Origin of the sequence: Phenylobacterium sp. (genome assembly GCF_035475775.1) — a bacterium.
In the GTDB taxonomy this organism is placed as follows: domain Bacteria; phylum Pseudomonadota; class Alphaproteobacteria; order Caulobacterales; family Caulobacteraceae; genus Phenylobacterium.
Genome location: NZ_DATIMC010000009.1, coordinates 1 through 12,835, shown reverse-complemented (window position 1 = coordinate 12,835; position 12,835 = coordinate 1). Strand labels below are relative to the sequence as shown.

Annotated in this window: 8 protein-coding genes; 3 read left to right on the top strand and 5 right to left on the bottom strand. The window is 69.2% G+C overall.

What is annotated here, in order from left to right; all coding sequences use genetic code 11:
• The 5 genes from VLI41_RS01440 to VLI41_RS01420 form a co-directional block, all read right to left on the bottom strand.
• Positions 1-755 (bottom strand): pilus assembly protein TadG-related protein (locus tag VLI41_RS01440; RefSeq protein ID WP_325266272.1); only part of this gene is annotated, 755 nt, incomplete at its 3' end.
• A 161-nt stretch (positions 756-916) separates the two neighbouring features.
• Positions 917-2,011 carry a ScyD/ScyE family protein gene (locus tag VLI41_RS01435; RefSeq protein WP_325266271.1) on the bottom strand — a complete coding sequence of 365 codons (1,095 nt, stop codon included), beginning with the start codon at positions 2,009-2,011 and terminating at the stop codon, positions 917-919.
• Between the two features lie 322 nt (positions 2,012-2,333).
• Entirely contained in the window at positions 2,334-5,843 is a 3,510-nt protein-coding gene (locus tag VLI41_RS01430; RefSeq protein ID WP_325266270.1) for a DUF5801 repeats-in-toxin domain-containing protein, read from the bottom strand.
• 622 nt (positions 5,844-6,465) lie between these two features.
• Positions 6,466-7,422 (bottom strand): type II CAAX endopeptidase family protein, encoded by a 957-nt coding sequence (locus tag VLI41_RS01425; protein WP_325266269.1) that lies wholly within the window; start codon positions 7,420-7,422, stop codon positions 6,466-6,468.
• 60 nt (positions 7,423-7,482) lie between these two features.
• Entirely contained in the window at positions 7,483-8,001 is a 519-nt protein-coding gene (locus VLI41_RS01420; protein ID WP_325266268.1) for an A24 family peptidase, read from the bottom strand.
• A 407-nt stretch (positions 8,002-8,408) separates the two neighbouring features.
• Here VLI41_RS01420 and wecB point away from each other — a divergent pair, with 407 nt between their 5' ends.
• The 3 genes from wecB to VLI41_RS01405 all read left to right on the top strand — a co-directional run.
• Positions 8,409-9,572: a non-hydrolyzing UDP-N-acetylglucosamine 2-epimerase gene (wecB, locus tag VLI41_RS01415; protein ID WP_325266267.1), complete on the top strand. Its 1,164-nt coding sequence runs from the start codon at positions 8,409-8,411 to the stop codon at positions 9,570-9,572.
• A gap of 10 nt (positions 9,573-9,582) precedes the next feature.
• Positions 9,583-11,688, top strand: coding sequence for a glycosyl transferase family protein (locus tag VLI41_RS01410; protein WP_325266266.1), 2,106 nt, complete (start codon positions 9,583-9,585; stop codon positions 11,686-11,688).
• 10 nt (positions 11,689-11,698) lie between these two features.
• On the top strand, positions 11,699-12,835 hold a 1,137-nt coding region (locus VLI41_RS01405), incomplete at its 3' end, for a hypothetical protein (protein ID WP_325266265.1).

Below are 12,835 nucleotides of genomic sequence, written 5' to 3'. Positions count from 1 at the left end.
GTGCAGGACGACAGGTCGCTCAGATTGGAACTGATCGTCGAAGCGAGCGGGTCGGTGAAGGCCGGATAGCCGCTGACCGGGGTCGTGCCGCAACTGCTGTTCTTGTTGGTTCCGACCGCATAGCCGCCGCCCACGCCGAAGTCGGAATTCTGTCCGTTACAGGCCAGGTCATTATCCGAGAGAAGATCGCAGCCGGTCAGGTTCGTGCCCGGTCCACCGTTCAGCGTGATGCCCTGGGACAGACCGATCATGCAGAAGGTCTTGGTGCCGCTGGTCAGGCCGGCGATCGCCTTGGCGCTGATCGCCTTGCCGCGGGCGCCGCTCGCGAGCGTCACGTCGCCCGAGTAGCCGACCACGCGGGTGAGATAGACGGGAATCTTGTTGGCGACGGTGACCTGATAACAGGTCGAGCCGGCGATCACGGTGGCGCCCGCTGGGCAGGTGACGGTGGTGGGCGTGACCGTCACGTTGCCGCCGGTGGTGAAGCCATACTTGGCGGCGACGGCGTTGGCCACGGTGGCGTAGGTGGCTCCGCCCTGGATCGCCGCCGCGACGACCGCGGAGTCCGCGGCGTTCTGCTGGGCGCGGTGATAGAGGTACCAGGACGCCGTCTCGCCGCCGATGGCGAACGAGCCGACGATCGGAACCACCATCAGGGCGAGGATCGGGCCGATGTTGCCCCGCTCGTCGGAGACCCAACGAGCGAGGCGGCGCAGCAGCGCGCGGCCGCCGGTAAGCTTCGCTTTGGAATCCACGGATTCAACCCCCTGGTCCGAACAACCGCGTTCAGCTTACCAAAACCCGCGTCCGATGTCTCGCTTGCGCAACCGCGAGGAGAATTGGTCGCTTGGGGCCGGGCTGTCCCGCGTGCGCAGGGAAAGGGCGGCTCCGGCCGCTGGCCGGGGCCGCCGCAGGCTCAGTTGGGATCGATCTCCACGATCGAGCCGCCGCCTGGGCCGACGAAACCGCCGTTCGAGACATAGAGGTGTCCGTTCGGGCCCAGGGTCATGCCCGTCGGGAACAGCAACCCGTCCTCGAGGACCGTCTTGACGCCAGACGGCGAGACCTTCGTCACCCGGCCGGTGTTCGGCGCCGGAACGTTGCTGCCGGTGGTCATCTCCAGGACGTACATGTTGTCGTGGGCGTCGATCACCAGTCCCAGCACCATGTTGAAGCCGCTGGCCACGGTGGTGATCTGGCCGCTGGGCGTGACCTTGCGGATCTTGGACTGGTCGATGTCGCCGCCGAAGGTCCCCAGGTTCCCGACGTAGAAATTGCCGTGATAGGCGAGCGCGGTGGGCACGACGTGGCCCTGGGTCGCGGAGATGTCGACGACCCGGCTGATCGCGCCGTCGGGAGTGATCCTGTCGATCTCGCCGTGGTTGGGCTCCACCGCGTAGAACGCGCCGCGCACGACCACCATGCTGTACCAGGTGCCGTCGGGCTCGAAGTCGTCCGGCTCCGGGTTCGCCACCGGATGGGCCATCTGGAATGCGCTCAGGTCGGCGATCGGCGTCGCGGTCTCGCCGTCGATGCGGAAGATGCCGTTGGTCGTGTTCGGCACGCCGTGCGAGCAGCCGCTGCCGGCGGTGAGGGCATAGAGCGTATCACCGATGAAGGCCACGTCGGCCACGCCGCTGATCAGCGGCGCCGGCGCGGGCTGGGTCTGGCTCGAGGGGAAGGTTTCGATCACCACCGTCTTGTTGCCCTCGGTGTCGATCTTGGTGATGCGGCCCCCCGTCGGGCTGCCGAGGTAGGGACCGACCGGTGGCGGCACCTGCGTGCAATCGCCCACGGTGGAGGTCGATCCGCCCGCACCGCCTTCGGCGACATAGAGGAAGCCGTCAGGGCCGAATTTCAGGCCCCGCGGATTGTCCAGCCCGGTTGCGAACACCGTGCTGCTGGCCTTGGCGGCGGTGGCGCTCGCCAGGGTTGCCGTCACGGCGAACGCCGCCAGCACGGCCGCCAGGGCCGGCGCTGCGGATCCGAAGTACTTGCGATTGGTGCTCATCGAAGCCCCTCCAGGAAATATGGGTCCAGGCACGCCCGGCTGACTGCCGCTCGCCCCGTGCTGGGGCGGGAAAAGGTCCGGCGCACAGGAGCCGGGCAAGATGACGGCGTCGTAACGGGCGTCGCCCCCAAAGAACTCCGCATAAAATTTACATAAATGACGAACAAACCGGCGGAACGCCTATTCGCCGCCATCTGCAGACTTAACGGCGTTTACTCAGGTACAACTTGCGACCGCCGTCAATCCCGCTCGTGCGACGGGCGAACGCTCGCCGGCGGAAATCGGAGCGCCCCGCGCGCACGTGCCGGCGCAGCCCGGCCGCTCAGGCCAGGATGATGTCCGGCGCCGTCAGGGTGACGGCGATGGTCCCCAGCGCCGTGTCGTTGTCGCCGTCCGAGACGACCGTCGGGACGCTGAAGTGGACCTGATCGCCGCCGTTGAACTGCTCGATCCGCACGCCGGAGATGTCGAACCCCTGGTTGGCGGTCCCGGCGTTCTCGACCAGCAGCCGCTCGAACCCGTCGGCGGTCGAAACCAGCACGGTGTAGCCGACGCCCATGTTGTGGACGTCGACGTAGTTGGCGTCGGGCGCCCCGGCCGGGGCGAAGTCGACGCTGATCGCGCGGCCCTCGAGCGTGTGGCTGCCGTCGGCGGAGAAGGTGAACCGATCGGGCGCGCCCGCCGTGTCGTCCGGCGCGATGACGGTCACCTGGGTGATCGGCTTGGTCGCATCGTTGGTGATGTTCGCCGAGGTGGTGGCGGCGGTGACATGCTCGTCGTAGGCGCTGAGCCGCATGTCGATGTTGGTGGTGGTGTTGGGCTTCAGCTGGCTGATGCCGATGCCCGCATTGTTGACGCTGGTATGGCTGAATGCGCCGCCGAAGCTGATGGCGCTGATCGGGGTCTGGCCGTTGGGGGTCAGCGGCGCGCCGTCGACGAAGTCGATATAGACTCCGTCGTGCACGTCGACGCTCTGGCTGCCCACCCCGATGCCGCTCGAGCTGACCGCGATTTTCGCGCTCGGCCCCGGAGCGTTGAGGATGCTGACACCGTCCGCGCCGCGCATCATGCCGGTGAACATGAAGTCGCCGTCGGAGTCGGCGGCCTGCGGATTGTCCAGCGTCAGGAACTCGTAGCCGGTCTGCTTCTGGCCGGCGAAGTTCACGTTCAGCGCGCTGGCGTGGTTGTCGATCTGGTCCAGCATGGCGAAAGTGTAGGTGTCGGCGCCCGGATTGAGGGTGATCGTGAAGATCGCCTTGTCCCCGCCCGCGCCCGATTGATAGCCGGCTGTGCCGTTCTCCTCGGTGTAGCCGGTCAGAGTGGCGCCGCCGAAGCCGGAGAGCAGGACGTCCTGGGCGTGCGCCGTCAGGGGCGCCGTCGTCGTGTCGGTTCCGAGCGTCCCCATCAGGGTCGAGCCGTCGGTCCCCGAGAACACCAGCGACTTGTAGCCGTCGGCTCCGACGTGGTTCGCCTCGACCGTGCCACCGTCGCCGGTCAGGTCCTTGGTGGCGCCTTCCCCGGGCTGGTCCTGCACGGCGTCGGCGACGACGATCGCCACGGGCGTGAAGGCGCTCGGGCCATCGTCATGGAAGACCAGCTTCTGGCCGATGTTGACCGTTGCGGCGGCCGTATCGCCGTCGCCGTCCGTGGCGGTGGCGGTGAGGGTCACCAAGCTGGCCCCGGACAGTGTGGTGGTCTCGTCGTAGGACGAGGCGCCGCCGGTCGGGTGGACGATGGCGCGCAGCTGGTCGAGGGTGACGTCGCCGTTGCTGGCGACGCTGACGGTGAAGACGAGGAGATGGCCGGCGTCGTCGGTCCGGCCTTCCACGACGCCGCTGCCGTTGACCGAGAGCACCACATTGTGGCCGGTCGCCGTGTCCACCAGGCCGGAGGCGCCTGCGGTGGCGCCGAGCGCATAGGTGGTCGAGGCCAGGCCGTCGGCGCCGCCGTGCGGCGTGAACGCGCCCGCGAAGCTCACCGTGGCGTCGGTGGAGAGGGCGGTCTCGTCGACGGTGAGGCTGAGACCCGTGGCGTCGCCGGTGATGCTGGGCCCGTCGTCCTTGAAATTCAGCTGCTGGCCGATGTTGGCGACCGCTGAGGCGGTGTCGCCGTCGCCGTCGGTGACTGTGGCGGTCAGCTTGATCAGATCCGCCGCCGACAGCGAGATGGACTCGTCGGTCGCCGCGATCGTGCTCCCCGCGGTGGGGTGGGCGACGGCGCGCTGCTGGTCGAGGGTGACCACCCCCGAGCCGTCGACGCTGACCTGGAAGACAAGGAAGTGGTCGGCATCGTCCGTGCGGCCTTGCACGACGCCCCCGCTGACCGAAAGCACCACGTTGTGCCCGCTCGCCGTGTCGACCAGGCCCGAGGGGCCTGCGGTGGCGCTCAGCGCGTAGGTGGTGGAGGCGACGCCGTCGGCGCCGCCCAGTGCGGTGAACACGCCGGCGAAGCTGTGGCTGTCGTCGGTGCTGAGCGTCGTCTCGTCGACGGTGAGCGACGGCAATGTGCCCGGCGCCGTGATGCTGGGGCCGTCGTCCTCGAAGATCAGATGCGAGCCGATCTCCGGGTGGTCGGTGCTGACCTGGGTGTTGGTCAGATAGATGGCGCCGAGGTCGAAGCCGGCTTTCGCGCTGGAGTCGTTGGCGACCGTGAACCGGTTCATGTCGGAGGTGGTGCTGAAATCGACGGTGTAGCCGACCTTCAGGCCATCGATCTGCGCGGTGTCGCCGTCCAGGTTGATGGTGACGCCGTTGCCGCTCAGCGGTCCGGCCACGCCCTCGTCGTCCAGTTGCAGCACGCCGGCGGCGTTGAACACCCGCACGCCGCTGATGTTGACCGAGGTCTGCTCGTCGAGATGGCTCTTGAAGGTCGAGGGCGTGTAGTCGTCGGGCACGGAATAGGCGTGCACCAGGGTGCTGACGGCGGCCTTGTTCGGGCTGGTCTGGGTGAGCGAGAAGCCGCCGCCGTTGCCGCTGTGGTGATTGGCGTAGCTGATGTTGGAATCGGAGTGGACGATCGTGTTGGTGAGCGGCGTCAGGCCGCCGTCCACGAAGTCGAATCGCAGCAGCTCGCCCTTGTCCACGGCCTGGGAGTTCATCCCCAGGCCCGTGGTGCTGACGTTGACCGTGCTCGAAGAGAGCAGGCCGGTGACCAGGATATCCGGGTCGGTGGGCCCCTCGCCGGTCGGCTGGATGATCACCCAGTTGTCCTGTCCCGACGGCACGGCCGAGAAATCGCTGAAGCTCGTCTGGGAGGTGAGCGCCGAGTTCAGGTACATGTTGGCGCCCGCCAGGTTCAGCGGGTCGAGGTCGTCGACGTTGCTGCCGTCAGGGTTCTTCAGCGCCATGAACTGCAGGCTGTAGAGGTTGGCCGAGTGAACCTGGGCCCCGGCCATCTGGTCGTCGAGCACGATGGCGACCGCCACCGCGCCGTTCGGGTCCGCCGACCCGCCGGTCGACACCCGGCCGAGCACCACGTGGTCGCCGCTGTCGCCGTAGAGGAAGATCTTGTGGCCGGCCAGGTCGGTCAGTCCGCTGTCGAGGCCCGCGAACGAAACGAAGTTGTTGAGGTTGTCCTTGGTGGTCAGCGTCAGGCTGTCGACGTCGGTGTCCAGCGAGATGAAGCCGCTCTGCGTCGCGACCTGCGGAAACGTGGTGCTGCCTGTATTCGCCGGCAGGCCAAGGTTGCTCCCGCCGGTTCCGAACAGGTGCGTGTAGAGGCTGCTGCTCAAGGCGGTCTGGAACGTCGCCCAGGCGAGATCGTCGTCGATGGACGCAGCATCCACACCGGGAGCCTCGTCGAGCACCAGGTCGCCATTGATCGTGATCGTCATGTTCCGTCCCCACAGCCAGCCCCCGTCCGGGGCGTGAGCGGGATCGCGGATGTGGGCGGCGCCGGAACCTCCGGGGCGATCCGCGCCGCCGCCGCGGCGCGCCGCGGCAGTGTTGCGCCGGCGCTGTCTCGGCGCCGCCGACAATTGGCACAAGATGAACCCTGGACGAGGGACAGCATTCGGCCCCTCGAGAATCGGTTACCGCCTAGATGTAGGCCACTTGATCTTGCGGCCTGCGCCACTGACACGCACGCGGCACATAAGCAAATCCCGTGTATGCAGAGATATCCCCAGTTTTATCCACAAGCAACTTAAATTAACTGATTCAAATGAAGGATCAATCTCTGGTGTTCGCGCCACGCGTGAACACATCTGGTGGTAAAAATTGGGTTATGCGAGTTTTATAACTTCGGCGTTTCTGTCGTCCGGGGTTGCACATCCGGCCTTATCGACCGCCCGGATCACGAAATCATGACATCGCCAAATAAAGATCGCAGTGCGATCAGTCAAACTGCATCCGGCCGGTATTGATTTCTGTGACCGACATGCCGACCAGCGTGTCGGCGTCGATCCCGTCTCAGCTTGGCTCAGGCGAGCGCACGGCCTGCCAGATCTGCCCTGGTCAGGCCGGTGCGGATTCAGTCCGCGCCCGCCGCCGCAGCCAGAGCTCCACCGCGCCGGCCAGGATCAGCACCATGGCGAGCTCGATCAGGGCCGGGCGGTAGTCGAACGGCTCGGCCTTCGGCGCCGCGAAGCTCACCGGCATGACGAACAGGGCGACGAACAGGTTGTTGGCCAGGTGCGCGCCGGTGGTGAACTCCACGCCCGAGGTGCGCAGCGCGATCCACGCCCAGCCCGCGCCCATCACCGCGCGGACCAGCAGGCTCGCCGGGTTCGGGTCGAAGTGGGCGAGCGAGAAGACCGCGCCGTTGACCGCCAGGATGACGACGAGATTTCGCGTCCAGGCGGCGGTCTGCTGCAGCAGCCAGCCGCGGAACAGCGCCTCCTCGGCGAAGGCGGCCAGGTACAGGCAGACGGCGGCGATCAGCGCATAGCCCGCGCGCGCGGCCAGATCGGCCCCGGGCATGAGGATCGGCGCTGCGAGCGGGGCGGGGGCGAACAGGCGCTCGGCGACGAAGGCGGCCGCGACCAGCGGAAAGCCCACCGCGAAACCCGCGCCCACGACGCGCCAGCGGAAGCGGGGGGCGGCGGTCAGGAAGGAGCGGATCGGCCGGGCGAAGATCCGGGCGGCGAGCGCCAGCGCCGCGCCGGCCGCGGCGATCGAGGATATCCCCGCCACGGCCATCTCGTAGCCGTAGCTCAGCAGCGATCGTCCGGAACGGGCGCTTTCGGTCAGTGCGGTGAGCGCGTCGACCACGGCCTGCGGACGCCCGCCCGCCCGGGCCATGGCGAAGGCGAGGGTCACCGCCAGCCCGGCGAGCAGGCCGGCGACGCCCGCGGCCAGCACGCCCAGGACGAGGAACAGGGCCACCCGCCCGGCCGAGCGCTCACGCGCGCCTGCGTGGGAGAGGAAGGCGACGTCCTTGGTCGCGCCGTCGGTGCGAATCATCGCGTCCATGCCGCCAGCATGCCCGGAGCGCGCATCGAGATCATGCGTCTAGCCTGTCGACCGCCCGCCTCAGAGCGCCAGGAACGGCTTCACCAGGCTGGAGGCCGGGAAGGCCATCAGCGCGCCGGCCGCGATGGCCAGGCCGTAGGGAATGTCCTCGCCCGGCTCCGCCAGGCGGTTCAGCCAGGCCGGAGAGCTGACCAGGAAGGCGCGAAGATAGGGCGAGCGAAGACCGACGATGGCGAGCACCAGCGCCCCGCCGGCGAGGCTGGTCAGGACGGCGTAGGATCCGGCCGCCGGCCACCCCAGCCACAGCGCCCCGGCGGCGAACAGCTTGGCGTCGCCGCCGCCGATCCAGTGGAACACGAACATGGTGAAACCGAGCACCAGCGCCGCAGCGGCGACCGCGAGGTGCAGGCCGATATCGCCGGGGCTCAGTCCGAGCACCGGGACGGCCACAGCGAAGAGCCCGATGAGGGCCAGCGAGATCCAGTTCGGGATCGTGTAGCTGATGGCGTCGCGCAGCGCCGCGACGATGACCAGCGCGGGGAAGGCGGCGACGACGAGGGCTTGCACGATCGGCGGCATGGCGGCTCCTTTGGGCGGTTACCATAAGGCCCGGGCGTGAACCAACAGTTGCCGCGCGGCCAATCCGGCCTTGGTGTCGCATCCGCCGACGCGCGCGAGGCGTCTCGGCGCCGATCTTGAAACGCCCCTCCGGCGGTCGCCCCAGTGCGCCATTCTGGGGCGCCGCACTTGGCCCGCTCAGGGTCATGACGGCGTAGCGGGCCGGACGAACTCCTCTCCCCTCGTCCGGTCCGCGATCGCACAGTCGTCTGAAGACAAGTTGAAGTACAGACTAGCATCGTGATGCGATGCAACAGTATTGCTGTTTGAATTCCTGGAGGTCAGTTAACCGATTCATCACGACCGCCATGCCAAACCTTGGCTAAGCGCGGGCCATCAGGCTCGCCGATAAGAACGCGGGTGTGGTGGTGGTGAAGGTTCTGACCGTCTTCGGCACGAGGCCGGAGGCCATCAAGATGGCGCCTGTGGTGCGCGCGCTGCGCCGGCGTGAGGGCGTGATCTCCCAGGTTTGCGTGACCGCGCAGCATCGCGAGATGCTCGACCAGGTCCTGGAGCTGTTCGGCATCCTGCCCGACTACGACCTCGACGCCATGTCGCCGGGCCAGGGCCTCAATCCGCTGCTGGCCCGCATGGTGGCCGCCCTGGACCCGGTGATCGAGGCGGTGAAGCCCGACCAGGTCCTGGTCCACGGCGATACGACCACCGGACTTGCCGGCGCGCTCGCCGCCTTCCATCGCGGCGTGCCGGTGGGTCACGTGGAAGCCGGCCTGCGGACCTACAACCTCGCCCAGCCGTGGCCGGAGGAGATGAACCGCCGCGCCATCGACCTGGTCAGCGCCGACCTGTTCGCCCCGACCGAGCGGTCGAAGGAAAACCTCGCCGCCGAGCGGCTGGAGGGCCGTATCCTGGTCACCGGCAACACCGTGATCGACGCGCTCAAGCACATCGAGGACATGCTCGAGAAGCATCCGGACCTCGCCCGCTCGCTCGACGCGGCCCTGCCGCGCGCGATGGAGGGCCGCAAGCTGGTGCTGGTCACCGGCCATCGCCGCGAGAACCACGGCGACGGGCTCGACAACATCTGCCAGGCCCTGGCGACGCTGGCCTCCCGCGAGGACGTGGAGATCGTCTTTCCCGTCCACCTCAATCCGAAGGTCAAGGGGCCGGTGCACGCCAGGCTCGGCGGCCTCGCCAACGTCCGGCTGATCGGCCCGCAGGAATATCTGCCGTTCGTGCGCCTGATGCAGCGGGCCGACGTCATCCTCACCGATTCGGGCGGCATCCAGGAGGAGGCGCCGGCGCTCGGCAAGCCGGTGCTGGTCATGCGCGACGTCACCGAGCGGCCGGAAGCGGTGGAGGCCGGCACCGCGGTGCTGGTCGGCACGAGCTCGGCCCGGATCGTCGCCGCGGTCGGCGACCTGCTCGACGACGCGGATGAGCGGGCGGCCTTCGCCGCGCGCCGCAACCCCTACGGCGACGGCCTCGCCGCGCAGCGCATCGTCGCCTCGGTGTGCGGCGAACCGGTCGAGGAATTCGCGATCCCGCCCACCCCCATGCGCCTGCGCGCCTGAGGAGCTCCCCGTGATCCATGCGCTCGCCGCGGCCTCGTCCGCGCCCCTCGAGACCTACGCCGCGATCTGCCGCTGGGCGGCGCTGATCGTGGCGGTGATGATCGGCTTCTCCTCGCTCGACGACATGTTCGTCGACGCCTGGTTCTGGCTGCGCACGGCCTACCGGCGCCTGTTCGTCAAGCCGCGCCACAAGCCGCTCAGCGAGGCGGCGCTCTACCAGGTCCCCGAACAGCCGATCGCCATCATGGTGCCGGCCTGGCGCGAGGACGACGTGATCGCCCCAATGCTCGCCAACACCATCGCGACCCTGGACTACGACAACTACGTGATCTTCGTCGGGACTTATCCGAACGACCCGGACACGATCCGCGAGGTCGAACGCGTGCGCCGGCGGCACAAGCGGGTGGTGCGCGTGGAGGTCCCGCACGGCGGGCCGACCTGCAAGGCCGACTGCCTGAACGCCATCGTCGAGACCGCGCTCAAGCATGAGGAGGAGAGCGGCCAGGAGTTCGCCGGCTTCATCCTGCACGACTGCGAGGACGTGCTGCATCCCGTCGAGCTGCGGTTCTTCAACTACCTCCTGCCGCGCAAGGACCTGATCCAGCTGCCGGTGGTCTCGCTGGAGCGCGGGTTCACCGAATGGGTGGCCGGCACCTACATGGACGAGTTCGCCGAATGGCACGCCAAGGACCTGGTGGTCCGCGAGTCGCTGGCCGGGGCCGTGCCCTCGGCCGGGGTCGGCACCTGCTTCTCCCGCCGCGCCATCGCCACCCTGTGCGAGACCGGCGACCAGCCGTTCAACACCGCCACCCTGACGGAGGACTACGACATCGGCGCGCGGCTGATGGAGCGGGGCCTGAGCTCGATCATCGCCCACTTCCCCGTCGAGTTCAGGGTCAAGCGGCGCGGCCTGTTCGGCGGCGAGACGACGGTTCCCCTGCGCATGCCGCTCTGCGTGCGCGAGTTCTTCCCCAACACCTTCCGCACCTCCTATCGCCAGAAGGCCCGCTGGATCCTCGGCATCGCCCTGCAGGGCTGGCAGCAGCTCGGCTGGTCGCGGTCGTTCAAGGCCAACTACTTCATGATGCGCGATCGCAAGGCGCTGATCACCCCGACGCTGTCGATCCTCTCCTACGCCCTTCTGCTCAACGTCCTTGGGCTGGCGATCGGGGTCTCGCTGCTGTTCGGCCGCCCCATGCCGCCGCTCTATCCGGCGGGCCCGCTGTTCGCGGGCCTGCTGATCCTGAACGGCGCCTCGGTCCTTCTGCGGATCAGTCAGCGGCTCTACTTCGTCAACCGCCTCTACGGCTGGCAGCACGCGCTCTTGTCGATCCCGCGCATGGTGGTGGGCACCTTCGTGAACTGCTGGGCCACGGCGCGCGCGATCCGGCTGTTCGCCGGCAGCCTGATGTTCGGCACGCCGATCGCCTGGGACAAGACCATGCACCACTTCCCGACGGACTCGACCCTGGAGCGCGACCGCCGTCCGCTGGGCGAGATCCTCACCAGCTGGGAAGCCGTGCGCCCGGCGGACCTCGAGGCCGCGCTCGCCGAGCAGGCGGCCACCCGCCGGCCGCTCGGCCGCATTCTGATGGCCAAGGGCTGGCTGGACGAGGAAACGCTCGCCGAGGCGATCGCCACCCAATCCGGCCTGGCGCGCGCCCAGCTGTCGGCCGAGGCGGTCGCCGGCGGACGGGGGCTGATCCCTGAGAGCCTGGCCATCCGCGCCCGGGCGCTGCCGATCGGCCGCGACGCCTCCGGCGCCGTCGTGCTGGCGGTCTCCGGTCCGCTCACCGACGACGAGCTCAAGGAGATGACCGCCCAGGCCGCCAAGCCGCCGGTCCAGAAGATCGTCCGCGAGAGCGAGCTGGCGGCGGGCCTCCGGCTGATGCGCGGCGAGGCCGACGCGCTCGACCAGCCCACGCCCAAGCCGCTCCTGGGCGATATCCTGATCGACCGCGGCCACGTCCGCCGCGAAGCCTTCGAAGACGCGCTCCGGAGCTATCAGCCGGAACGGCATGGCCGAATCGGCGATCTGCTGGTCAATCTGGGGGTGATCACGCGCGAGGCTCTGGCCGACGCCATCGCCGTGCAGAAGACGGCCGTCGCGGCCTAGGAGCGGTGAGATGAGGCCTCGGATCTTGGGGGCCGCCACGGCCTTGGCCCTGGCAGGCCTGGGGGCGCCGGCGCTTGCGGCGGCTCCGGACGCGCCGTCCGATGCGGCGACGCCGGCCGGCCCCGGCTATGCGGCCGGCGACGCCGCCTACAAGGCTGCGGCGCGCGGCGACCTCGCCGAGGCCGAGCGCCAGGCGCGGACCGCCGTGGATCTCGAGCCGCGCAACAAGGCCTACCGGCTGCTGCTGATCTCGGTGCTGGGCCGGCTCGGCCGGACCGCGGACGCCGATCGCGAGGCCGCCGCCTACGAGGCGAGGTTCGGCGCGGACGCGCAGCTCAGCGCGCAACGCGGCTACATGACCCAGCAGGCGGGCGACAAGGCCCACGCGCGCGAGTTCTTCGCCACCGCGCTCAGCCTGACCGGGCTTTCGCCCGAGCAGGCGCACGACATCCGCCTGACGCTCGCCGACCTCTGGGCCGCGGCCGGCGACCAGGCCGCGGTCCTGCAGGCGCTCGCGCCCGTGGCGCAGGAGCGCTCCTACGCCGTCCAGTCGCGCCGCGCCTACGCCCTGAACGCGCTCGGCCAGACGACCAGCGCGCTGGAGGCGTTCCAGATCGCCCGCGCGGCCGCGACCACCGATCAGGAGCGGGGCGCCATGGAGCGCGGCCGCATCTACTCGCTGGCCAAGCTGGGGCGGACGGAGGAGGCGCGCGCCGCCTTCCTCGCGGCCGACAAGGCGGGCTGGCTGGTCGGCGCGGACCCCGACGAGACGGCGGAGCTCGCCGCAAGCCTGGGCCTCGACGCGCGCGCCCAGGACTTGTTCGCCCAGGCGGAACGCAAGGGCCAGATGAAGCCCTCGATGTGGTTCGACGCGGCGTTCAGCGCCGAGCGGCTGGGCCGCAAGAGCGCCGCGGCGCGCGACTTCGAGCATGGCCTCGCCGCCGTGCGCGCCGGCCAGATGTCGCTGCCCGCGCAGACCACGCTGCAGGTCCGCCGCGAGGTCGCTGAGCTGACCCGCCGCTGGGGCGCCTACGCCTCGGTCTTCTATGGCCAGAACGGCACGGTGGGCTCGACGAGCCTGCTGAACGGCCGCGGCGTCTCGCAGGTGGGCGGCGAGGTCTACTACCGGCCGGACTGGTCGCCGGCG

Coding starts and splice junctions, on each gene's coding strand:
- VLI41_RS01435 (WP_325266271.1), bottom strand. CDS start 2,011: ATGAGCACCAATCGCAAGTACTTCGGATCCGCAGCGCCGGCCCTGGCG.
- VLI41_RS01430 (WP_325266270.1), bottom strand. CDS start 5,843: ATGACGATCACGATCAATGGCGACCTGGTGCTCGACGAGGCTCCCGGT.
- VLI41_RS01425 (WP_325266269.1), bottom strand. CDS start 7,422: ATGGACGCGATGATTCGCACCGACGGCGCGACCAAGGACGTCGCCTTC.
- VLI41_RS01420 (WP_325266268.1), bottom strand. CDS start 8,001: ATGCCGCCGATCGTGCAAGCCCTCGTCGTCGCCGCCTTCCCCGCGCTG.